This window comes from Enterobacter sp. CFEC122 (genome assembly GCF_052983755.1).
This window is the reverse complement of the sequence record NZ_JBRIQR010000017.1, coordinates 83,881-106,379: the sequence shown is the minus strand read 5'-3', so window position 1 is coordinate 106,379 and position 22,499 is coordinate 83,881. Positions and strand designations below refer to the sequence as shown.

The window sequence follows — 22,499 nt, the reverse complement described above, 5'->3', positions numbered from 1 at the left end:
GTTTTTTTATGCCCGCAATTCTTCCAGCGGTTTGGGTTTGCCTATCAGGTATCCCTGCAGGTAATCCACACCAAAGCAAAGCAGCATCTCCCGCTGGGCCGGCGTTTCGACGTATTCCGCGACGACGCACAGCGATTTCGCCTTCGCCAGATTACACATCGACTGGACGATCATTGCATCCATGTCGTCTGTACAAATGTCTTTCACAAAGCAGCCGTCAATTTTAATGATGTCCGCCTGCAGGCGTCTGAGGCGCTCGTAGTTGGCGTAGCCAGTACCAAAATCATCTATGGCAATTCGGAAACCGTAATCCCGCAGCTGCTGAATATTGTTGATACTTGTGCCTGAATTTGAAAAAGCCTGCTCCTCGGTGATCTCAATCACGACGGCCTGAGGTGCCACGCCGTACCGTTCAAACAGCGCGCAAATCTCAGTCGCCACCTCTTTTTGCATCAGCGTGAGCGGCATCAGATTGACGGAGAAACGGGTGCCAGCCTGTGTTGAAGGGTGATCGCGCAGCCACAGCAGTAATTTCTCCATAATGCACATATCAAACCGATGGCTGAGGTTGAACTGGGCAATCAGCGGAATAAAGCGGTCAGGGGTGAAGATCTCGCCCTCGCTCTCCATACGCGCCAGGATTTCGTAATACCCGCTCCCGTCCGCCTTCTGGATCGGTTGCGCGTATAAATGGAACTGCCCCGCCTCAAGGGCATGCTTAATCCGCGCCAGCATCAGGACACGCTCTGTCGTTTGTCCTGATGCCGCCTCAAGGCTATTCGTGAGCGCGAGAACGTTTTGCTCTCCGCAGGCCTGCTCTGCCAGCCAGCTCAGCTGTCCCAGCGTGTGATGCAGCTTTTCGCCGTTTTCGACCATTCCCCAGGATGCGCCAAATTCAATATCCAGCCCGGTGTTGTTCCAGAAAATCTTACGGCTGTTCAGCCGATCGACCATATGCTGGAGCCGCTCGGCGGTTCCCGGCCCCAGTAATACCAGCACCAGTTCGCTTCCCGGAAGCTGGAAGAGCGTCTCATCTTTCTGCAAAAGTGGCTGTAGCGACGTGGCGATCGTACGTTTGCAGTGGACCCGCATGATAATCCCGTAGTGGCGGCTCAAAAACTCCAGGTTATCCATGCGCAGAATGCACACTTTGGCATCCGGGTGAATCTCAAGATAATCTTCCAGCGCACGAATATTGGGCAAACCGGTAAGGGGATCGGTAAGCGCCCTGCCCTGCCAGCCCCGCTTCAGCCACTCGCTGCGCTGGTAAATGCGCGACATGTAAAGCAAGCAGATAGCGAAAGAGATCAGCACGGAGAGGATAAAGGAGAGTGAATGGCCCGATTCGACCCCGTTAAGGAAGTTGTAGTTGTAGGTCAACAGCAGGAGCGCTGAGGTGGCCCAGAGCAGAGAAATCAACGCATAGGTCAGGCGGCTTATTGCCAGGGTAAAAAGAATAAAAATCAGCGGCATCAAATAGCCCGCAATGACCGGTGATTCAAAAGGACCACATAAAATGATGAGAATGGCGCCTAAAAGCATCAGCCAGACAAAAATATATAATGGATTCTTGTGATAAAACACGGGCTTCACGCTTCGCCGCCAGAAGGTGACGGCATAACGAGGATTAATTATCATTCTTAATGGGTAATAGAACATCATGGTAAAAATCAGCCCCGCGCATATCAGGCTTTGAATATCCACAACATTATAAATTACCGTTCCTTCGCCGAAATAGGTTGAGATAGTCACCGGAAAATCAAACAAATAGCCTGCCATATACATCGACAGCTTAATACCAAATGGCACAATAAAACCGAGCCAGAATATACGTAGCCCGATGTGCTTGTTAGGGATGGAGTGGCGCCAGCGCTTGCCCAGCATGAGGCGTAGCAGACCGCAGGCCGCGAACAACGCAAAGGTCTGACAGAACAGCAAAACTGAATATTGTAGCGGCGCTAAATTAATATAGAATAAATTAGTGACAGTAAAACCTAACAAAATGGGAAAAATAGCCCTGCGCCCAAATAGCAGAATTACCGCCAGCATCACGCTGAGCGGCAGCCATGCTAAATAAACGTCATGACCATTAACAATTGCGCGTGGAGAGAGATAACGGGAGACAGGTACCGCAATCAGACAAAGTGTCAGGGCAATTATAAATATCTTTACATTATTGTACGTTTTTCTATTCATTAAGCTGATGAGTATATTATCCGTCTGAATCATTGACCGGATGGATAATAGGTTTATTAATTGCACGAATCAAGTTCAAGTCTATTTATAGACACGTTTATTGATTTCGATTGAGGTGAGGTATGGGAATACCTTCTTTTTGATAACAAAAACCAGTGGCGGGCGTTACAAACAGATAAAAAAAACCCTCGTCATTTGACGAGGGTTTACAATTTTGGTGGAGCTAAGCGGGATCGAACCGCTGACCTCTTGCATGCCATGCAAGCGCTCTCCCAGCTGAGCTATAGCCCCACATATGACTTTACTGACCGCACTCTGTTGGGTTCAGAGTTTGGTGGAGCTAAGCGGGATCGAACCGCTGACCTCTTGCATGCCATGCAAGCGCTCTCCCAGCTGAGCTATAGCCCCATCGTAAAGCTGTCATGTTGACGGGCGGCATAATATGAATTCCGCTGCGGAGTGTCAACGGCAAAATCAATGACCGCCGTTCGATCGCCGAAAAATCATGCAAATGAATCACTTTGCGAGCGTGCTCGTAATCAGGAGTTAAGCCTGTCACGTTTTCATGTAAAACGGTGCTATAAAATGAGCCGTTAATTAACCCCACTGATATTCAGGAAATTGCATGATCAAGGAACGAATGACGCCAGAAGAGTTAGCCCTGCTCACTGGCTATAGCCGACAGACCATCAATAAATGGGTACGCAAAGAGGGTTGGATTACGTCACCAAAACCTGGCGTTCAGGGCGGGAAAGCGCGACTGGTACATGTGAACGAAAAAGTCCGCGACTTTATCCGCAGCGCACGTCGGGCAAGCGAAACGTCCGATATGGCAGAAGGTACCAGCCATAACAGTTCGCTTCACACCCTACTCCTGACGCTGGCTGATGAAATGACACCGGAAGAGCAGAAACAGATGACATCGCTGTTACTGCGGGAAGGGATCACCGGATTGTTGCAACGTTTAGGGATTCGCGATCGGGACTGATATGAAAAAATTACGGAGCAAAATGACCACGGAAGAGCTGGCGGAGAGTTTGGGCGTTGCCAGGCAAACGGTTAATCGCTGGATTCGCCAGCAGGGCTGGAAAACAGAAGGACTCAACGGCGTGAAAGGCGGCCGCGCGCGGCTCATTCATATCGATGCGCGCGTGAAGGAACATATCATGAGTCTCCCGGCGATTCGCAACCGTCAGGCAGTTTACCATCTCGCGGAGGCCACCTCCGCCTACAATGCCCCCTCTGCAAACCTGTTTCCGGGCATAATTGAGACGCTGGAGAGTATGACTGCAGCAGAGCAGAAGCGTCTGGACACCTTCCTGAAGCGCGAAGGCATTCACGGCTTTCTTAAGCGTCTGGGTATTGCAGAAGAAGAAGCATAAAAAAACGGCAGGTTCCCCTGCCGTTTGTTTTATCTGAGACGTTATTACTGCTGATTTTCTCGTTCAGCGATAAAGTCCAGAGCCTTGTTAATGCGCGCTACGCTGCGTGATTTGCCGATAGCATGAACCGTTACGTCCAGCGCCGGAGACTGACCCGCACCGGTCACCGCAACGCGCAGTGGCATACCGACTTTACCCATGCCGACTTCCAGCTCGTCCGCCGTCGCCTGAATGGCGTGATGCACATTCTCTGCGGTCCACTCGGTAATGGCAGCCAGCTTGTCACGCACCACTTCCAGCGGCTGACGCGCAACCGGGCGAAGGTGTTTCTTCGCGGCGTCCGCATCAAACGCATCAAACTCTTCATAGAAGTAGCGGCAGCTTTCAGCAATCTCTTTCAGCGTTTTGCAGCGCTCGCCGAGCAGTTTCACCAGATCCGCCAGCTCAGGGCCTGTGCGGGTATCAATATTTGCCTGCTCAATGTGCCACTGCAGATACGTCGCCACATATTCTGGCGGCATGGTATTGATGTAGTGATGGTTCAGCCACAGGAGCTTGTCGGTGTTGAACGCGCTGGCGGATTTGCTGACAGAGCTGAGAGAGAACAGTTCGATCATCTCTTCGCGGCTGAAGATCTCCTGGTCACCGTGAGCCCAGCCCAGACGCACCAGATAGTTCAGCAGCGCTTCTGGCAGATAGCCGTCGTCGCGATACTGCATCACGCTCACCGCCCCGTGACGTTTAGACAGCTTTTTCCCGTCGTCGCCGTTGATCATGGAGACGTGCGCATAAACAGGCACAGGGGCGTTCAGCGCCTTCAGGATGTTGATCTGACGTGGCGTGTTGTTGATATGGTCTTCACCGCGCACAACGTGGGTAATTTCCATATCCCAGTCGTCAACCACGACGCAGAAGTTGTAGGTTGGAGAACCATCGGTACGACGGATGATCAGATCGTCGAGCTCCTGGTTGCTGAATTCGATCGGGCCACGGATCTGATCGTCAAAGATCACAGACCCCTCTTGCGGGTTAGCAAAACGCACAACGCAAGGCTCATCTGCAGCATGCTCGCTGTGGTCGTGGCGGCAGCGGCCGTCATAACGCGGCTTTTCACCGTTCGCCATCTGCTCTTCACGCAGCGCATCCAGACGCTCTTTGGAGCAGTAGCACTTATACGCCGTGCCCGCGACCAGCATCTCATCAATGACGGCGTTATAGCGGTCAAAGCGTTTGGTCTGGAAGTAGGGACCTTCATCCCATTCCAGGTTCAGCCAGTTCATCCCATCCATAATGGCTTCAATTGCTTCTGGCGTGGAGCGCTCAAGATCGGTGTCTTCAATACGCAGCACGAACTCACCTTTGTTGTGGCGTGCGAAAAGCCAGGAATAGAGAGCGGTACGTGCACCACCGACGTGCAGATAGCCTGTCGGGCTCGGCGCGAAGCGAGTTTTGATTTTCATGAAATGGCCTTACGTTATAAAGATGCCGGTAATCGGCAAATCCTGGGGAAAAAACAATGGGCAATATTCTATCACTGTGCGGCGATTCCTCAATGTTGTTCCCTGAATCGGGCCCGAGTTTGCGATTTTTGTTTAGAAATCATGCGCCACTGCCCATTTCGCGATCGTTTTGCTTAATTTTACGACGAACGAATAAAAACTTTAGAAAATGCGTTGACTCATTTTCAACTCTCCCTATAATGCGACTCCACACAGCGGGGGTGATTAGCTCAGTTGGTAGAGCATCTCCTTTACACGGAGGGGGTCGGCGGTTCGAGCCCGTCATCACCCACCATCTACTTCGGTAGACTCGCAGTGTAGATAAGGATTGAGATTGGGCGATTAGCTCAGTTGGTAGAGCATCTCCTTTACACGGAGGGGGTCGGCGGTTCGAGCCCGTCATCGCCCACCATTCTCACCTTATCGCAGCAGTTCCGAAATGGGCGATTAGCTCAGTTGGTAGAGCATCTCCTTTACACGGAGGGGGTCGGCGGTTCGAGCCCGTCATCGCCCACCATTTCGGGTCGTTAGCTCAGTTGGTAGAGCAGTTGACTTTTAATCAATTGGTCGCAGGTTCGAATCCTGCACGACCCACCAATGTAAAAAAGCGCCCTAAAGGCGCTTTTTTGCTATCTGCGATCTGGATGATTCGAACCTGCAGCAGGTTCGAGCCGAACGCAGTGAGGCACCGGAGCCGTTTACGGCGACGGCCCGAAGGGCGAGCGAAGCGAGTCATCCTGCACGACCCACCAATGTAAAAAAGCGCCCTAAAGGCGCTTTTTTGCTATCTGCGATATAAAAAATGTGAACCTGCCGCATTTTCCTCAAGCTAATCCCGTCGGTGCCGATACCTCTGTTTTATAACGCGAGGAAAAAGTATGACGACCATTCAGGCATCAACCCAACCTATTCAAACCAGCGGCGGGAGCGGTACTTCCAGCAGTAACGATATCGCCGCGCAAATCAGCCGCATTCTCGATAAGATCAAAAAGCTAACTCAGCAGCTAAAAGAGCTGGCGAACAGTCCCGGCAGCACGGATGAAAAGAAAAAGCAGCAGGAACTGATTCAGACCCAGATCAAAGTGCTGCAGGCGCAGCTCGCCGCACTGCAGCGCCAGCAGGCCGAAGAGGCCCAGAAAAAGCAGGATCAAAAATTGGGCAAAGTGGAAGGTGTGAATAGCCCATCAGATAATAATCAGATTGATATCTACATCTGATCTTCTGAAGCGTTAAAAAGTGGATCGCGTATGCGGGCCTCGGTCAATCGCTGTGCCTGGATACGCACCACTTCCCAGATAGCCTGCGCCGCCCCCGAGAGTGAACGATTTTTTCGCCGCACCAGCATTAGCTTTCGTTCGACAACGGGCGTCAACCGCTTCACGGCAAGTCGACTCCCCTGAGGCAGGGGAAGCGCCAGGGCGGGCAACACGCTGATGCCGATCCCGGCTTCCACCATGGGAAACAGCGTTGCCGGGTGGCCAATCTCTTGCACGATCGCTGCCTTTACTCCCTGATTCATCAGCGCGGAATCAATCAGCGGGCGGCTGCCCGAGGCATAATCTTGTAAAACCAGATTTGCGCCCTGCAGTGACTGCCACCTGACGTCAGGCAACGCGGCCAGCGGATCGTCGTCACGGCAGAGCAGCAAAAAGGGCTCCGAAAGTACGCTTTCGCACTCCAGATCGCTCACCTGGCCGGGATCGATAACAATACCAAAATCGACATCACCCTGGCGGATGCTCTCCAGTACCCACTGCTGTGGCCGATCATGCAGCACAAAGTCAATGTCCGGGTAGCGATGGTTCCCCTCGGCAATACACTGCGGGATAAGGTGTGCAGATATCGTCTGGCTGGCCGCGACCCGCACGGTACCCGAAAGCTGCTGCCCCAGCCTCCCCACGTCTCTGAGCGTGCTGTTCAGCTCATCCAGCAGCCGTTCAAGGCGAAGAGCAAGCTGCTGCCCGGCTTCGGTCAACACCACTTCGCGCGTGGTGCGGTCAAGCAACCGGACGCCGGTCTGATTTTCCAGTTCTTTCACGCTGTGGCTGACCGCCGACTGGCTCAGGCCAATCATCTCCCCTGCCCGGCTAAAGCTGCGGGCATTGGCGACGGTAACGAAAATGCGGAGCTGGCGTAAAGAATAATTCATCTGTTTAATTCATGAATGGATGCAATAAATCAATTTTATTTCTCAAATGGAAAAAAGCACAATAGCGACATCTGTTTTCAGGAGTCATTATGAAACTATTTCGTATTGTTGATCCGTTTACGCTCACCCTGGTCGTTACCGTTTTACTGGCCTCGTTCTTTCCCGCTCGCGGCGGGTTCGTTCCGTTCTTTGAAGGGCTGACGACGGCCGCCATCGCACTGCTGTTTTTTATGCACGGCGCGAAGCTGTCCCGTGAAGCGATTATCGCAGGGGGGAGCCACTGGCGGCTGCACCTCTGGGTGATGTGCAGCACGTTCATTCTCTTCCCGATCCTCGGCGTGCTGTTTGCCTGGTGGGCACCGGTTAACGTCGACCCGGCGCTCTATACCGGTTTTCTGTATCTCTGTATTCTGCCGGCTACCGTGCAATCCGCCATTGCCTTTACCTCTCTGGCGGGAGGGAACGTTGCGGCCGCCGTCTGCTCGGCATCGGCATCCAGCCTGCTGGGGATTTTCGTCTCCCCGCTGCTGGTGGGCCTGCTGATGAACATGCACGGCGCGGAAGGTAACCTTGAGCAGGTCGGCAAAATCTGTTTGCAGCTGCTGCTGCCGTTTGTGCTGGGGCATCTCTCGCGTCCGTGGACGGGCGCATTTGTGGCAAAGCACAAGAAATGGATTTCAAAAACCGACCAGTCGTCGATCCTGCTGGTGGTCTATTCCGCCTTCAGCGAAGCGGTCGTGAACGGGATCTGGCATAAGGTGGGCGCTGGTTCGCTGCTCTTTATCGTGGTGGTCAGCCTCATCCTGCTGGCAATTGTCATTGCAGTAAACGTCTTTGTGGCACGCAAGTGCGGCTTCAACAAAGCGGATGAAATTACGATTGTGTTCTGCGGTTCGAAGAAGAGTCTGGCAAACGGTATCCCGATGGCCAACATTCTGTTCCCGACCTCGGTGATTGGAATGATGGTACTGCCGCTAATGATTTTCCATCAGATCCAGCTGATGGTCTGCGCGGTGCTGGCGCGTCGCTACAAGCGCCAGACGGAAAAACTGGCGCAGGAAGGGACCCGCGCCGCAAAGGCTTAAGGACGTTTCAGGGGCTGCACCAGCTGGGTCAGCCCCTCGGTTTTGATCAGTAACGCGATAGCCATCAGCTCGCCCAGTCGCCCTGCCGGGAATTCATCCTTACGGGCAAACCACAGGAGATACTCCTCCGGCAAATCAATCAGCCTGCGGCCCTTGTATTTACCGAACGGCATCTCCGTATTGGCGATCTCAACGAGCTGCTCTTTCTCCACGTTACTCTCCTAACAGACGCATCATTTCCGCTTCGTCGATAACCTCAATCCCCAGCTCCTGGGCTTTCGCCAGCTTCGAACCGGCGGCCTCCCCGGCGATCACCAGGTCGGTTTTCTTCGACACGCTGCCCGCCACTTTGGCTCCCAGCGCCACCAGACGTGCCTTTGCATCATCACGGGATAGCTGGCTCAGGCTGCCGGTCAGCACCACCGTTTTACCGGCGAACGGGCTGTCGATCTCTTCGGCGTTGACGACGACCGGCGCAGGCCATTTGATGCCCTCTGCCAGCAGTTGGCCGATGACCTCGCGGTTGCTCTCTTCAGCAAAGAAGTTAAAGACATGCGTGGCGACGACGATGCCGACATCCGGGACTTTCTGCAGTTCGTCGATGCTTGCCTTTTCCAGCGCCTCCAGCGTACCAAAGTACGCTGCCAGCCCTGCTGCCGTCGCTTCACCCACTTCACGAATGCCCAGCGCATAAAGGAAACGGGCGAAGGTGGTCTCTTTTGCCGCTTCCAGCGCGTTAACCACGTTCTGGGCTGACTTTGGCCCCATGCGATCCAGACCGGTTAGTTTACCTGCGGTCAGCCTGAAGAGATCCGCTGGCGTGTGGACGTACTCTTTCTCAACCAGCTGATCGATAATCTTGTCGCCCATGCCGTCAACGTCCATTGCGCGACGGGAGACGAAGTGCTTCAGTGACTCTTTACGCTGCGCGCCACAGATTAAGCCGCCCGTACAGCGCGCCACCGCTTCACCTTCTACGCGCTCGACGTCCGAGCCGCACACCGGGCAATGGGTCGGGAAGACAACCTCGCGCGTATCGTCAGGACGCTCTGACTCCACGACGTTAACCACCTGCGGGATCACGTCCCCCGCGCGGCGAATTACCACTTTGTCACCAATACGCAGACCCAGGCGGTCGATTTCATCGGCGTTATGCAGCGTGGCGTTACTCACCAGCACGCCGGCCACCTGTACGGGCTCCAGACGAGCGACCGGGGTAATGGCCCCTGTACGTCCCACCTGGAACTCCACGTCGCGGACGAAGGTCATCTGCTCCTGGGCCGGGAACTTAAACGCCACCGCCCAGCGCGGCGCGCGCGCCACAAAGCCCAGCTGCTCCTGCAGCGCCAGCGAGTTCACCTTGATGACCACGCCATCAATATCAAAGCCGAGCGTCGGACGGTCCGCTTCCACCTTGTGGTAGAACGCCAGCACCGCTTCCGGCGAGTCGCAGAGCTGAACGCGGTTGCTCACCGGCAGGCCCCACGCCTTAAACTGCAGCAGACGCCCGAGATGGGTATCCGGCAGCTCGCCGCCCTCCAGAATACCGACGCCGTAGCAGAAGAACGTAAGCGGTCGCTTCGCGGTGATGCGCGGATCAAGCTGGCGCAGCGAGCCCGCCGCCGCGTTACGCGGGTTAGCAAACACCTTACCGCCGGTGCGACGTGCCTCTTCGTTAATTTTCTCGAAGCCCGCCTGGGGCAGAAACACCTCGCCGCGCACTTCCAGACGTGCAGGAATATTGTCACCCTGCAGCTTCAGCGGGATCGCGCGGATGGTACGCACGTTGGTAGTGATGTCTTCGCCCGTCGTACCGTCGCCACGCGTCGCGGCACGCACCAGCACGCCGTTTTCATAGAGAAGACTGACCGCCAGGCCATCCAGCTTCAGTTCGCAGCACCAGGTGAGAGCGTCGCTGCTTTTCAGGCGATCCTGCACGCGCTTGTTAAACGCGAGAAAGCTCTCTTCATCGAAGACGTTATCCAGCGAAAGCATCGGTACTTCATGACGCACCTGGCTGAAAGCGCCCAGCGGCTCAGCGCCGACGCGCTGGGTGGGGGAATCCGGTGTAATGAGTTCAGGATGCTGCGCCTCTAATTCGCGCAGCTCGCGCATCAGGCGGTCATACTCAGCATCCGGGACTTCCGGCGCGTCCATAACATGATAGAGATATTCATGATGGCGAAGCGTGGTTCGCAGTTCAGTGAGTTGTTGTTCGATTGAGTCCATATCACACCATCAATGAGAAAAAACCCCCGACATGCGGGGGTTGAGGAGGAGTTGAAGATAACGCGTCGGTTACGCGTTGGCTTCCTTAACTTCGCGGATGCGGTCCTGATACTCACGCAGCTTCTGCGGGGTCATCATGCGACGCTGATCGTCGAGCACCACACCACCCACTTCGTCAGCGATGTGCTGAGCGGATTGCAGCATCAGCTTAAAGTTTTGCAGTTCGTCGCCGTAGGACGGCACCTGCATAAAGATAGTGACACCCGGCGTCACGAAATCGCCCGTCATTTCTGGGTCGAATGTGCCAGGGTTAACCATATTGGCCAGGCTGAATAGCGCCGGGCCGCTACCGTCCGGGCTCAGGTGACGATGGAAGATATTCATATCACCAAACTTGAAGCCGGCCTGTTGAATACTGTTCAGCAGTACGTCACCGTTCAGATGGCTGCCGTGATGGGCGGCCACGTTCATGATGATCACCGCTTCTTTACGCTGCGTTTTTTCAACAACCGGCTCTGGCTCTACAACGGGCTCAGGCTCAACGTGCGGGGCAGGAGCGGGCTGCGGCGCAGGTTGAACATGAACAGGCTGCTGCGGTTGATGTACCGGTTGCGCAGGCTGCTGTTGCACAGGCTGCTGCACGGGTTGTTGTTGAACCGGCTGTGGCGCAGCAGGCTGCTGATACACAGGCTTTTGCGGCGGCTGGCGCACCGGTTCTTCCACAGGCTGTGGCGCTGGCTGGCGCGGCTGTGCAGAAGCATACGGCGGTTGATACTGGTGCTGCGAAGGACGAGGTGCTTCATGCTCCCCATGGCCTACGCCGGGCGCAGTATTGACCCGATGAACACGAACTTCACCCACGCCGTCATCGTCGCTTCCATCGATGTCATCTTCACTGTAATCGTCGTCACGACTGGACTTCATGCGCTTCAGTGGGCGATCGCGAAACATCGAGGAACGCTCTTTACGGCTGGTCCAGAAACCATGTACCAGTAAAGCGATTATGGCGATCGCGCCAACAATGATTAATATCAGACGCAAATCCTGCATCATTATATTCTCTGTTGTTCTAACACCTTGCCACCACGGCAAACATTTACTCACTAAGAGTATTTGCCGTTTACGTCAAGTGCAAGTGTGTGCAGAGCATTCACAGCATAAAGATGAAGGAAATCGTGCTTTTTGCTGGTTTTTCGAACATTTCCGAACTGGTCATTGGTCCGTAAGTGGATAATATAGGCGGGCAATTCCACTGGTTGTGTAAAAAGGAGTACAGCCTGGCTATGGTTTCAACATCTTCTTCTCCCCCGCGCAGCGGCGTCTGGTATTTTTCTCAGGGCTGGAAACTGGTCTCCCTGCCGGGTATTCGACGCTTCGTCATTCTGCCGCTGTTGATCAACATTATTCTGATGGGGGGCGCGTTCTGGTGGCTGTTCACAAAACTGGAAAGCTGGATCCCATCGCTGATGAGCTACGTGCCGGACTGGCTGCAGTGGCTTAACTACCTGCTCTGGCCGGTAGCGGTGATCTCCGTTTTGCTGGTATTTGGCTACTTCTTCTCGACGATTGCCAACTGGATAGCCGCGCCGTTTAACGGTTTGCTGGCGGAACAGCTGGAAGCGCGCCTTACCGGCGCAACACCGCCGGACACGGGCATCGTGGGGATCATGAAAGACCTCCCTCGCATTATGAAGCGTGAATGGCAGAAGTTTGCCTGGTACCTGCCCCGCGCGGTTGTGCTGCTTATCCTCTATTTTGTGCCCGGCATTGGCCAGACGGTGGCACCGGTGCTGTGGTTCCTGTTCAGCGCCTGGATGCTGGCCATCCAGTACTGCGACTATCCGTTCGATAACCACAAGGTGCCGTTTAGAGAGATGCGCACCGCCCTGCGCAGCCAGAAGATCGCCAATATGCAGTTTGGCGCGCTGACCAGCCTGTTCACCATGATTCCGTTCCTGAATCTGTTCATCATGCCGGTTGCCGTTTGCGGCGCGACCGCCATGTGGGTCGACTGCTACCGTGCTAAGCACGCGTTATGGAAATAATGCAAAAATGTGTAAAGCAGGGGTGGCTTATGCCGCCCCTTATTCCATACTGATCCCCATTATTTCCTTGCAGTATATAGATATGCGAATTCCTTACTTCCCCCTACCTGCTTAGCAGGTATGCTGGGTCGGTATCCCAATTTCATACAGTTAAGGACAGGCCATGAGTAAGATTTATGAAGACAACTCGCTGACTATCGGTCATACGCCCCTGGTTCGACTGAACCGTATCGGTAATGGACGCATCCTGGCGAAGGTCGAATCACGTAACCCGAGCTTCAGCGTAAAATGCCGTATCGGTGCAAACATGATTTGGGATGCTGAAAAACGTGGCGTACTGAAGCCGGGCGTTGAGTTGGTGGAACCCACCAGCGGCAATACCGGGATCGCTCTGGCCTATGTTGCTGCCGCGCGCGGCTACAAGCTGACGCTGACCATGCCTGAAACCATGAGCATCGAGCGTCGTAAGCTGCTTAAAGCGCTGGGCGCGAACCTGGTGCTGACCGAAGGCGCGAAGGGCATGAAGGGTGCCATTCAGAAAGCCGAAGAGATTGTGGCCAGCGATCCGGCGAAATACCTGCTGCTGCAGCAGTTCAGCAACCCGGCTAACCCGGAAATTCACGAGAAGACTACCGGCCCGGAAATCTGGGAAGATACCGACGGCCAGGTTGACGTCTTTATCTCCGGCGTAGGTACCGGCGGCACGCTGACCGGCGTGTCACGCTATATTAAAGGCACCAAAGGTAAAAAAGAGCTGATCACCGTTGCCGTTGAGCCGACTGATTCACCGGTTATCACCCAGGCCCTGGCGGGGGAAGAGCTCAAACCCGGCCCGCACAAAATTCAGGGGATTGGCGCAGGCTTCATTCCGGGTAACCTGGATCTGAAGCTGATCGATAAAGTGGTCACTATCACGAACGAAGAAGCCATCTCTACCGCGCGCCGCCTGATGGATGAAGAAGGTATTCTGGCAGGTATCTCTTCCGGTGCGGCCGTTGCGGCAGCGCTCAAACTTCAGGAAGATGAGGCCTTTACCAATAAGAATATTGTGGTTATCCTTCCTTCCTCGGGTGAGCGTTACTTGAGCACCGCACTGTTTGCCGATCTGTTCACTGAAAAAGAGCTGCAACAGTAGTGCCACTATGTTAATAACGCGTAAAAAAGCACCTTTTCAGGTGCTTTTTTGTGGCCTGCTTCAAACTTTTGCCCCTCCTGGCATTGCTTCACCCCGTTGGGTCTGGTATTTAAACCAGCAATTATTTTGATGCGTGAAATTAATCAGCGAACGAAATAGCCTTGCTGAATCGATTTTATGATTTGGTTCAAGTCTTGCTTTCGCTGCATAATGTTTAATGACGATCGAAACGTCAGCGCTAACAATACAGGCTAAAGTTCAGTCGCCAGGCTAGACTTTAGTTCCACAACACTAAACCTATAAGTTGGGGAAATACAATGTTCCAGCAAGAAGTTACCATTACCGCTCCGAACGGTCTGCACACCCGCCCTGCTGCTCAGTTTGTTAAAGAAGCGAAAGGCTTCACTTCTGAAATCACTGTGACTTCCAACGGCAAAAGCGCCAGCGCAAAAAGCCTGTTCAAACTGCAGACTCTGGGCCTGACTCAGGGCACCGTAGTCACCATCTCTGCGGAAGGTGAAGACGAGCAGAAAGCAGTTGAGCATCTGGTAAAACTGATGGCTGAGCTCGAGTAAGTTTCCGGGTTCTTTTAAATATCAGTCACAAGTAAGGTAGGGTTATGATTTCAGGCATTTTAGCATCCCCGGGTATCGCTTTCGGCAAAGCACTGCTGCTGAAAGAAGACGAGATCGTCATCGACCGGAAAAAAATTTCTGCCGACAAGGTTGATCAGGAAGTTGAACGTTTTCTGAGCGGTCGTGCCAAGGCATCTGCGCAACTGGAAGCAATCAAAACTAAAGCTGGCGAAACTTTCGGTGAAGAAAAAGAAGCCATCTTCGAAGGGCACATCATGCTGCTCGAAGATGAGGAGCTGGAGCAGGAAATCATAGCCCTGATTAAAGATAAAGGCATGACGGCCGACGCGGCTGCGCATGAAGTTATCGAAGGTCAGGCAACTGCCCTGGAAGAACTGGATGATGAATACCTGAAAGAGCGTGCGGCTGACGTACGTGACATCGGTAAGCGCCTGCTGCGCAACATCCTGGGTCTGGCCATTATCGACCTGAGCGCGATTCAGGATGAAGTGATCCTGGTTGCCGCTGACCTCACCCCATCTGAAACCGCACAGCTGAACCTGAAAAAGGTCCTCGGTTTCATCACCGATGCGGGCGGCCGTACCTCCCACACCTCTATCATGGCGCGTTCTCTGGAACTGCCTGCCATCGTGGGTACCGGAAGCGTCACCTCTCAGGTGAAAAACGGCGATTATCTGATTCTGGATGCCGTAAACAATCTGGTTTACGTCAACCCAACTAACGAAGAGATCGAAAAACTGCGCGCGGTTCAGGAGCAGGTTGCGACTGAAAAAGCGGAACTCGCTAAGCTGAAAGACCTGCCAGCCATCACTCTGGACGGCCATCAGGTAGAAGTGTGCGCAAACATCGGTACCGTCCGCGACGTTGATGGCGCTGAGCGCAACGGTGCGGAAGGCGTTGGTCTCTATCGTACAGAATTCCTGTTCATGGACCGCGACGCGCTGCCAACGGAAGAAGAGCAGTTTGCTGCGTATAAAGCCGTTGCTGAAGCCTGTGGCTCTCAGGCGGTTATCGTCCGTACCATGGACATCGGTGGCGACAAAGAGCTGCCGTACATGAACTTCCCGAAAGAAGAGAACCCGTTCCTGGGCTGGCGTGCCGTGCGTATTGCGATGGATCGTAAAGAGATCCTGCGTGACCAGGTTCGCGCAATCCTGCGTGCGTCCGCTTTCGGTAAGCTGCGCATCATGTTCCCGATGATCATCTCTGTTGAAGAAGTGCGTGCACTGAAGAAAGAGATCGAAATCTACAAGCAGGAACTGCGCGACGAAGGTAAAGCATTTGACGAGTCAATCGAGATCGGCGTGATGGTGGAAACACCTGCGGCGGCGACCATTGCGCGTCATTTAGCCAAAGAAGTTGATTTCTTTAGTATCGGCACCAATGATTTAACGCAGTACACCCTGGCAGTTGACCGTGGTAATGATATGATTTCACATCTCTACCAGCCAATGTCACCGTCCGTACTGAACTTGATCAAGCAAGTTATTGATGCTTCTCATGCAGAAGGTAAATGGACTGGCATGTGTGGTGAGCTTGCAGGCGACGAACGTGCTACACTTCTGTTGCTGGGTATGGGTCTGGACGAATTCTCTATGAGCGCCATTTCCATCCCGCGCATTAAGAAGATTATCCGTAACACGAACTTCGAAGATGCGAAGGTGTTAGCAGAGCAGGCTCTTGCTCAACCGACAACGGACGAGTTAATGACGCTGGTTAACAAGTTCATTGAAGAAAAAACAATCTGCTAATCCACGAGATGCGGCCCAAATTACTGCTTAGGAGAAGATCATGGGTTTGTTCGATAAACTGAAATCTCTGGTTTCTGATGATAAGAAAGACTCCGGAACTATTGAGATTGTTGCTCCGCTCTCCGGCGAGATCGTCAACATCGAAGACGTGCCGGATGTAGTGTTTGCTGAGAAAATCGTTGGTGATGGCATTGCTATCAAACCAACTGGCAACAAAATGGTTGCTCCAGTTGACGGCACCATCGGTAAAATTTTTGAAACCAACCATGCGTTCTCTATCGAATCTGATAGCGGTATCGAACTGTTCGTTCACTTCGGTATCGACACCGTTGAACTGAAAGGCGAAGGCTTCAAACGTATCGCGGAAGAAGGCCAGCGTGTGAAAGTTGGCGACCCGGTGATTGAATTCGATCTGCCACTGCTGGAAGAAAAAGCCAAGTCTACCCTGACGCCGGTTGTTATCTCCAACATGGACGAAATCAAAGAACTGATCAAACTGTCTGGCAGCGTCACCGTGGGTGAAACCCCGGTTATCCGCATCAAGAAGTAATTCTTGCCGCACAGAAAAATGGCGCCTTCGGGCGCCATTTTTGTTTATGCCGGGAGGATAAGCTCGTCGTAGCCTTTCGACTGGGTATACAGCATGACGTCAGTCACCCGATCGCCGGCCATGCGAATGGCATCGGCAACGGTTTTCCCCTCTACAATGCCGCTTACCAGCTCTGAACAGAACAGATCGCCCGTTCCCTTCAGATCGGTCTCTACGCGCGGATGTGCGCTGACGGTGACGCCCTCGCGTGAGACCAGCACCACGTGGATGTTTTGCGGATCGTCGGCAACCGGCGCACTGGTGATCGCCACCCATTTCAGGCTGTCGGAGAGCAGTCCCTGTGCTGCCGCGATGGCGCTTTCAGGTGTACGGCATGGTTTGCCGCTTAACACTTCCAGCTCGTAGACATTGGGCGTGATCCCCTGCGCCAGCGGCAGCAGGTGCTCCCGATACGCTTCGGGGAGCTCAGGCTTCACGTACATCCCGCTGTCAATATCGCCGATAACCGGATCGACCAGCACCAGCAGGTCAGGATGCTGCGCTTTGACCGCCTTCAACCACTGTGCCAGCAGGACGATCTGGCTGGCACTGCCCATATAGCCGGTGGTGACCGCCTTAAGCTCGCGCAGGATTTCGCGCTCTTCCAGCGCCTTCAGGTAGCCGCTGAACCACTCGTCGGGGATCACGCCGCCGTAGAAGGTGTCATAGTGTGGCGTGTTGCTGAACAGTACCGTCGGTACGGCGGTGACGTTCAGCCTGTGGGTACGAATATTCGGTACCGCAATGCTGTTCCCCACGCTGCCGTACACCACCTGCGACTGCACCGCGACAATATCGGTTTGCTGCGCCCGGGTATTATCCCGGAATAGAATCATCTCCATGACGCTTAAATCCCCGCCCCCTGCGAATAACTCTCTTCACCAAAGACGCCGGTAGAGAGATAGCGATCGCCGCGATCGCAAATAATCGCCACCACTACCGCACCCGGGTTTGCCTGCGCTACCCGAATCGCACCCGCTACCGCGCCGCCCGAGCTGACGCCGCAGAAGATACCTTCTCGCACGGCCAGATCACGCATGGTATTTTCCGCCTCGCGCTGGTGAAGATCCAGCACCTGGTCCACAAGCTGCGCATTAAAGATGCCGGGCATATACTCCGCCGGCCAGCGGCGAATGCCCGGAATGCTGCTCCCCTCTTCCGGCTGCAGGCCAACGATGGTGACGGTTTTCGCCTGCTCGCGCAGAAAACGGGATACGCCGGTAATGGTTCCCGTGGTGCCCATGCTGGAGACAAAATGGGTAATGCGCCCGTCGGTTTGCTGCCAGATTTCCGGGCCGGTGGTGGTGTAGTGCGCGTAAGGGTTGTCCGGGTTGTTAAACTGATCGAGCAGTTTACCTTCGCCGCGCTCGGCCATTTCTAACGCCAGGTCGCGCGCGCCTTCCATCCCCTGCTCTTTGGTCACCAGAATCAGCTCGGCTCCGTAGGCACGCATCGCGGCGCGACGCTCCTGACTCATGTTGTCCGGCATCAGCAGCTTCATGCGGTAGCCTTTCAGCGCCGCAATCATCGCCAGGGCGATACCGGTGTTGCCGCTGGTGGCTTCGATCAGCACGTCGCCCGGCTTAATCTCGCCGCGCTTTTCGGCCTGGACGATCATCGACAGTGCGGCCCGGTCTTTCACCGACCCCGCCGGGTTATTGCCTTCGAGTTTGACCCAGATTTCGCTGCCGTTATCCGGCCCCATGCGCTGAAGTTTGACCAGAGGGGTATTGCCGATGGTGTGTTCGAGTGTTTTCACGATTTTTACTCAATAAAAAAGCCGGGTTGCGCGCAGCGATCCCGGCCTACAAGACGCAGTTTTAGCTGTAGGCCCGGTCAGCGCAGCGCCACCGGGCGATAAACATCCTAATAACCTATCAGGCTGACTCCGCCAGAGCAATATCCTCGCGCGTCTCGATGCGTTCCTTGCCGTGATAAATACGGGCATGCTGAAGACCGACAAACAGGCGCTCTCCCCGATGCGGCGGGACGTCGTCGCGCATGACCACGGTCAGCGGCTCGGTGTACCAGCCCAGCGGCTGAACCACCAGTTGGGTGTAATGCCCTTTAGGGCTCGCTTCCAGCACCTGTACCGGCAGCGGTGAGTCCAGGCTGGTTCGACGGCTCACGTCCACCTCCCATGGGCGCAGGAACAGATCGACCGGCCCCTGATGCGCGGAGGTATAGCCCAGCGGCCAGCGGTGCGCGCCAACGTGGAACTGACCGCCGCGAATGGTGCCCTGCAGGCGGTTCACCTCGCCCATAAACTCCAGCACGAAGCGGGTCGCCGGTTCACGCCAGAGCTGCTCCGGCTCGTCAACCTGCTCAATGTTGCCCTGACTCATGACCACCACGCGATCCGCGACTTCCATCGCCTCTTCCTGGTCGTGGGTCACGAAGACGCTGGTGAATTTCAGCTCTTCATGAAGCTGACGCAGCCAGCGGCGCAGCTCTTTACGCACCTGCGCATCCAGCGCGCCGAAGGGTTCGTCCAGCAGCAGAATTTGCGGCTCAACGGCCAGCGCGCGCGCCAGCGCCACGCGCTGTTTCTGCCCGCCGGACAGCTGGGCCGGGAAACGGTCCGCCAGATGCGCCAGCTGCACCATCTCCAGCAGTTTGGTCACTTTCGCCTTAATGGTTGCCGCATCCGGGCGCTCACGACGCGGCAGCACGGTCAGGCCAAACGCAATGTTGTCGAACACGGTCATGTGGCGGAACAGCGCGTAATGCTGAAACACAAAGCCCACCTTACGATCGCGGGCGTGCAGGCGGCTCACGTCGGTGCCGTGGAAGCGGATGTGTCCGCTGGTCTGGTGCTCAAGCCCGGCGATAATGCGCAGCAGCGTGGTTTTGCCCGAGCCAGACGGCCCCAGCAGCGCCACCATTTGTCCGGAAGAGATATCCAGCGAGATATCATTCAGCACCTGGGTGCGACCAAAAGACTTCTTAATATTGGCAATCTCAATGCTCATGATTTCCCTCCTGATGCTGACGTTTTTCCTGATTTTCTAAACGCCACTGCACCACACTCTTCAAAAACAGGGTCAAAATCGCCATCAGCGTCAGCAACGCTGCGGCAGTAAAGGCGCCGATGGTGTTGTAGTCCTGCTGCAGGAGTTCAATCTGCAGCGGCAGCGACAGGGTTTCACCCCGAATGGAGCCAGAGACGACGGAAACGGCACCGAACTCGCCAATCGCGCGGGCATTGGTCAGCACCACGCCATAAAGCAGCGCCCAGCGGATGTTCGGCAGCGTCACGCGGCGGAACATCTGCCAGCCCGAAGCCCCGAGCAGCACCGCCGCTTCGTCTTCGTTGCTGCCCTGGCTTAACATCACCGGCACCAGCTCGCGCACCACAAACGGACAGGTCACGAAGATGGTGACCAGCACCATGCCCGGCCAGGCGAACATGATCTGCAGGTTATGTGCATCCAGCCAGCCGCCCAGCGGGCCGTTGGAGCCGTAAAAGAGCAGATACACCAGACCCGCCACCACCGGCGACACGGCAAACGGAATATCCAGCAGGGTCAGCAGCAGCTGACGTCCCGGGAAATTAAAGCGCGTCACCAGCCACGCCAGCAGGGTACCGAACACCAGGTTCACCGGAACGGTGATCAGGGCAATCAGCACGGTCAGCCAGATGGCGTGCAGCATATCCGGGTTCGCCAGGTTTTCCAGCGCGGGCATCAGGCCCTTGCTGAACGCCTGAACGAAGATATAAATCGTCGGCACGACGAGAATGAGGGCGGAAACCAGCACGCCCGCCCCAATCAGAAACCATTTACCCCAGTTGATGCGGGGCGCATCGTATCGCTTCAATTGCGTAACTTCCGCCATCAGTGACCTACCACACGTCGACCAAAGCGACTTTGCAGAGTGTTAATCGAGTACAGCAGCAGCAGCGATGCCGCGAGGATCACCGAAGCGATCGCGCTCGCCGCCGGATAATCAAACTCCTGCAGGCGAATGAAAATCATCAGCGAGGTCACTTCCGTTTTCCAGGCGATGTTCCCGGCGATAAAAATCACCGCACCGAACTCGCCGAGGCTGCGGGTAAACGACAGCGCGACGCCCGCCATCAGCGCCGGAGACAGCTCCGGCAGCACCACTTTGCGGAAGCTCTGCCAGCGCGTGGCGCCCAGCGTTTCCGCCGCTTCTTCGTATTCCGGACCTAACTCTTCCAGCACCGGCTGCACGGTACGCACCACAAACGGGATGCTGGTAAAGGCCATCGCCACCGCGATACCAAGCCAGGTGTAGGTCACCTTGATGTCAAATTTCGCCAGCCACTCGCCGTACAGCCCGTTCACGGAGAAGAGCGACGCGAGGGTTAAGCCCGCGACCGCCGTCGGCAGCGCAAACGGCAGATCCATCAGGGCGTCAAGCAGCGTGCGGCCCGGGAAGCGATAGCGGGTCAAAATCCACGCCATCAGCAGGCCAAACACGCCGTTAAAAATGGAGGCGACAAACGCCGACAGCAGCGTCACCTTATAGGCCGCCACCACCTGCGGGTTGGTGATCACGTCCCAGTACTGCGCCCAGCTCATCTGCGCAAGCTGCATCACCAGCGCGCTGAGCGGCAACAGCAGAATCAGGCAGACGAACAGCAGGCTGGTCCCGAGGCTTAAGGTAAAGCCCGGCAGCACGCGTTTGGTCGAGACTGCAAACATTACTTATGCCCCGCCGCCAGCAGTTTGTCTAACTCACCGCCGCTGGCAAAATGCGTTTTCATCACGTCTGGCCAGGAGCCGAAATGGTCTTCCACGCGGAACAGCGCGGTCTGCGGGAACTTATCTTTCAGCTTGTTCATCACGTCCGGGTTGTTCACGCGGTAGTAGTAATCGGTAATGATGGTCTGCGCCTGAGGGCTGTACAGGTAATTGAGATAGGCTTTTGCCGCTTTCTCGGTACCGTTCGCCTGCACGTTTTTATCCACCCATGCGACCGGGAACTCGGCCAGAATGTTGGTTTTCGGGATAACCACCTCAAAGCCCTGCGCTTCATACTGCTTGCGGATGTTGTTCACTTCCGATTCAAAGCTGATCAGCACATCGCCCAGGCCGCGCTCTGCGAAGGTCGTGGTCGCCCCGCGGCCGCCGGTATCAAACACTTCGACGTTTTTCAGGAACTGGGTCATGAACTGCTCGGTTTTGGCTTTATCGTTGCCGTCAGCCTTGTCCGCCGCGCCCCACGCCGCTAAATAGGTGTAACGCGCGTTACCGGAGGTTTTTGGGTTCGGGAAGATCAGCTTCACGTCGGAACGCACCAGGTCGCTCCAGTCGTGGATATTCTTCGGATTACCCTTGCGCACCAGGAAACCCATGGTGGAGTAGAACGGCGAGCTGTTGTTCGGCAGACGGCTCTGCCAGTCCGCCGGGATGAGCTTGCCTTTGTCGTGCAGGATCTGCACGTCAGTCACCTGGTTGTAGGTCACGACGTCCGCTTTCAGTCCCTGAAGAATGGCCAGCGCCTGCTTTGATGAACCGGCGTGAGACTGCTTGATGGTCAGCTTGTCGCCGTTATTGTCTTTCGCCCACTGCTGTTCGAACGGGGGGTTAAGGGCGGCAAACAGCTCGCGGGAGACGTCATACGAACTGTTCAACAGTTCAGTCGCCTGCGCCTGTGCCACCAGCAGTAAACCTGCCAGCGCCAGAGTTCCTTTTTTCAGTACAGTAACGGCCATTGCGCACCCTTATAAATGTGATGACTATCTTATAGTCATAATATTTATAACGGTGATGAAAGCAGTAACGGTTTTATATACCGTTTGGTGATTTAGAAGCAGAAAAGGGAATAAGGGGGCGGGGAAAATTGCCGGGTGGCGCTAACGCTTACCCGGCCTA

21 protein-coding genes, 6 tRNA genes and 1 other RNA gene are annotated in these 22,499 nt (G+C 55.1%); 14 read left to right on the top strand and 14 right to left on the bottom strand.

The window, feature by feature from the left end; translation table 11 throughout:
• Positions 1 to 6 precede the first annotated feature (6 nt).
• From ACVCAM_RS13980 to ACVCAM_RS13970, 3 genes are all read right to left on the bottom strand, one after another.
• Positions 7 to 2,196: a sensor domain-containing phosphodiesterase gene (locus ACVCAM_RS13980; RefSeq protein WP_407223538.1), complete on the bottom strand. Its 2,190-nt coding sequence runs from the start codon at positions 2,194 to 2,196 to the stop codon at positions 7 to 9.
• A 215-nt stretch (positions 2,197 to 2,411) separates the two neighbouring features.
• Positions 2,412 to 2,487 (bottom strand) — tRNA-Ala (locus ACVCAM_RS13975).
• A 41-nt stretch (positions 2,488 to 2,528) separates the two neighbouring features.
• A tRNA-Ala gene (locus ACVCAM_RS13970) sits at positions 2,529 to 2,604 on the bottom strand.
• A 217-nt stretch (positions 2,605 to 2,821) separates the two neighbouring features.
• On the opposite strand from ACVCAM_RS13970, the gene ACVCAM_RS13965 reads away from it, so the two are divergent.
• Both ACVCAM_RS13965 and ACVCAM_RS13960 read left to right on the top strand, forming a co-directional pair.
• Positions 2,822 to 3,184 (top strand): YfeC-like transcriptional regulator, encoded by a 363-nt coding sequence (locus tag ACVCAM_RS13965; RefSeq protein ID WP_008501593.1) that lies wholly within the window; start codon positions 2,822 to 2,824, stop codon positions 3,182 to 3,184.
• 1 nt (position 3,185) lies between these two features.
• Positions 3,186 to 3,578 (top strand): YfeC-like transcriptional regulator, encoded by a 393-nt coding sequence (locus ACVCAM_RS13960; protein WP_008501594.1) that lies wholly within the window; start codon positions 3,186 to 3,188, stop codon positions 3,576 to 3,578.
• Positions 3,579 to 3,622: 44 nt separating this feature from the next.
• Here the strand turns inward: ACVCAM_RS13960 and gltX are convergent, their stop codons facing one another.
• A complete protein-coding gene (gene gltX, locus ACVCAM_RS13955; protein ID WP_023294239.1) occupies positions 3,623 to 5,038 on the bottom strand; it encodes a glutamate--tRNA ligase in 1,416 nt (471 codons plus the stop codon).
• A gap of 258 nt (positions 5,039 to 5,296) precedes the next feature.
• On the opposite strand from gltX, the gene ACVCAM_RS13950 reads away from it, so the two are divergent.
• The 6 genes from ACVCAM_RS13950 to ACVCAM_RS13925 all read left to right on the top strand — a co-directional run bounded on the left by ACVCAM_RS13950 (position 5,297) and on the right by ACVCAM_RS13925 (position 6,294).
• Positions 5,297 to 5,372, top strand: a tRNA-Val gene (locus tag ACVCAM_RS13950).
• A 41-nt stretch (positions 5,373 to 5,413) separates the two neighbouring features.
• A tRNA-Val gene (locus tag ACVCAM_RS13945) sits at positions 5,414 to 5,489 on the top strand.
• Positions 5,490 to 5,518: 29 nt separating this feature from the next.
• Positions 5,519 to 5,594: transfer RNA gene (locus tag ACVCAM_RS13940), tRNA-Val, on the top strand.
• 4 nt (positions 5,595 to 5,598) lie between these two features.
• Positions 5,599 to 5,674: transfer RNA gene (locus ACVCAM_RS13935), tRNA-Lys, on the top strand.
• Positions 5,675 to 5,700: 26 nt separating this feature from the next.
• Positions 5,701 to 5,829, top strand: a non-coding RNA gene (locus ACVCAM_RS13930) — RtT sRNA.
• A 126-nt stretch (positions 5,830 to 5,955) separates the two neighbouring features.
• Positions 5,956 to 6,294 carry a FlxA-like family protein gene (locus ACVCAM_RS13925; RefSeq protein ID WP_025912773.1) on the top strand — a complete coding sequence of 113 codons (339 nt, stop codon included), beginning with the start codon at positions 5,956 to 5,958 and terminating at the stop codon, positions 6,292 to 6,294.
• Here ACVCAM_RS13925 and ACVCAM_RS13920 read toward each other — a convergent pair.
• Positions 6,285 to 7,226, bottom strand: coding sequence for a LysR family transcriptional regulator (locus tag ACVCAM_RS13920; protein WP_008501597.1), 942 nt, complete (start codon positions 7,224 to 7,226; stop codon positions 6,285 to 6,287). The genes ACVCAM_RS13925 and ACVCAM_RS13920 overlap by 10 nt on opposite strands.
• 89 nt (positions 7,227 to 7,315) lie before the next feature.
• Here ACVCAM_RS13920 and ACVCAM_RS13915 point away from each other — a divergent pair, with 89 nt between their 5' ends.
• Complete coding sequence (locus ACVCAM_RS13915; RefSeq protein WP_008501598.1) at positions 7,316 to 8,311, top strand: bile acid:sodium symporter family protein; 996 nt, start codon at positions 7,316 to 7,318, stop codon at positions 8,309 to 8,311.
• Here the strand turns inward: ACVCAM_RS13915 and ACVCAM_RS13910 are convergent.
• From ACVCAM_RS13910 to zipA, 3 genes are all read right to left on the bottom strand, one after another.
• Entirely contained in the window at positions 8,308 to 8,523 is a 216-nt protein-coding gene (locus tag ACVCAM_RS13910; RefSeq protein WP_008501599.1) for a DUF3820 family protein, read from the bottom strand. The two genes, ACVCAM_RS13915 and ACVCAM_RS13910, sit on opposite strands and share 4 nt — an antisense overlap.
• Position 8,524: 1 nt before the next feature.
• Positions 8,525 to 10,540 carry an NAD-dependent DNA ligase LigA gene (gene ligA, locus ACVCAM_RS13905; protein ID WP_025912774.1) on the bottom strand — a complete coding sequence of 672 codons (2,016 nt, stop codon included), beginning with the start codon at positions 10,538 to 10,540 and terminating at the stop codon, positions 8,525 to 8,527.
• 69 nt (positions 10,541 to 10,609) lie between these two features.
• Complete coding sequence (gene zipA / locus ACVCAM_RS13900; protein WP_407223539.1) at positions 10,610 to 11,593, bottom strand: cell division protein ZipA; 984 nt, start codon at positions 11,591 to 11,593, stop codon at positions 10,610 to 10,612.
• A gap of 230 nt (positions 11,594 to 11,823) precedes the next feature.
• Between zipA and cysZ the strand changes: the two genes are divergently transcribed.
• The 5 genes from cysZ (at position 11,824) to crr (ending at position 16,617) form a co-directional block, all read left to right on the top strand.
• Positions 11,824 to 12,585 (top strand): sulfate transporter CysZ, encoded by a 762-nt coding sequence (gene cysZ / locus ACVCAM_RS13895; protein WP_025912776.1) that lies wholly within the window; start codon positions 11,824 to 11,826, stop codon positions 12,583 to 12,585.
• 163 nt (positions 12,586 to 12,748) lie between these two features.
• Complete coding sequence (cysK, locus tag ACVCAM_RS13890) at positions 12,749 to 13,720, top strand: cysteine synthase A (RefSeq protein WP_008501603.1); 972 nt, start codon at positions 12,749 to 12,751, stop codon at positions 13,718 to 13,720.
• 317 nt (positions 13,721 to 14,037) lie between these two features.
• Positions 14,038 to 14,295 carry a phosphocarrier protein Hpr gene (ptsH, locus tag ACVCAM_RS13885; protein ID WP_000487600.1) on the top strand — a complete coding sequence of 86 codons (258 nt, stop codon included), beginning with the start codon at positions 14,038 to 14,040 and terminating at the stop codon, positions 14,293 to 14,295.
• Positions 14,296 to 14,339: 44 nt separating this feature from the next.
• The gene (gene ptsI / locus ACVCAM_RS13880) at positions 14,340 to 16,067 is read left to right on the top strand and encodes a phosphoenolpyruvate-protein phosphotransferase PtsI (RefSeq protein ID WP_008501604.1); all 1,728 of its coding nucleotides are present in this window, start codon (positions 14,340 to 14,342) and stop codon (positions 16,065 to 16,067) included.
• A gap of 40 nt (positions 16,068 to 16,107) precedes the next feature.
• A complete protein-coding gene (gene crr / locus ACVCAM_RS13875; RefSeq protein WP_003861316.1) occupies positions 16,108 to 16,617 on the top strand; it encodes a PTS glucose transporter subunit IIA in 510 nt (169 codons plus the stop codon).
• Between the two features lie 44 nt (positions 16,618 to 16,661).
• On the opposite strand, the gene pdxK is transcribed toward crr, so the two are convergent.
• The 6 genes from pdxK to ACVCAM_RS13845 all read right to left on the bottom strand — a co-directional run bounded on the left by pdxK (position 16,662) and on the right by ACVCAM_RS13845 (position 22,339).
• Positions 16,662 to 17,498 carry a pyridoxine/pyridoxal/pyridoxamine kinase gene (gene pdxK / locus ACVCAM_RS13870; protein WP_023294246.1) on the bottom strand — a complete coding sequence of 279 codons (837 nt, stop codon included), beginning with the start codon at positions 17,496 to 17,498 and terminating at the stop codon, positions 16,662 to 16,664.
• A 5-nt stretch (positions 17,499 to 17,503) separates the two neighbouring features.
• A complete protein-coding gene (cysM, locus tag ACVCAM_RS13865; protein WP_023294247.1) occupies positions 17,504 to 18,415 on the bottom strand; it encodes a cysteine synthase CysM in 912 nt (303 codons plus the stop codon).
• A gap of 118 nt (positions 18,416 to 18,533) precedes the next feature.
• A complete protein-coding gene (gene cysA / locus ACVCAM_RS13860) occupies positions 18,534 to 19,628 on the bottom strand; it encodes a sulfate/thiosulfate ABC transporter ATP-binding protein CysA (RefSeq protein ID WP_023294248.1) in 1,095 nt (364 codons plus the stop codon).
• Positions 19,618 to 20,493 carry a sulfate/thiosulfate ABC transporter permease CysW gene (cysW, locus tag ACVCAM_RS13855; protein ID WP_008501608.1) on the bottom strand — a complete coding sequence of 292 codons (876 nt, stop codon included), beginning with the start codon at positions 20,491 to 20,493 and terminating at the stop codon, positions 19,618 to 19,620. Before cysW ends, cysA begins: the two co-directional genes overlap by 11 nt.
• Positions 20,493 to 21,326: a sulfate/thiosulfate ABC transporter permease CysT gene (gene cysT, locus ACVCAM_RS13850; protein ID WP_008501609.1), complete on the bottom strand. Its 834-nt coding sequence runs from the start codon at positions 21,324 to 21,326 to the stop codon at positions 20,493 to 20,495. The genes cysW and cysT overlap by 1 nt, the downstream gene beginning before the upstream one ends.
• Entirely contained in the window at positions 21,326 to 22,339 is a 1,014-nt protein-coding gene (locus ACVCAM_RS13845) for a sulfate ABC transporter substrate-binding protein (RefSeq protein ID WP_023344640.1), read from the bottom strand. Before ACVCAM_RS13845 ends, cysT begins: the two co-directional genes overlap by 1 nt.
• Between the last annotated feature and the right edge of the window lie 160 nt (positions 22,340 to 22,499).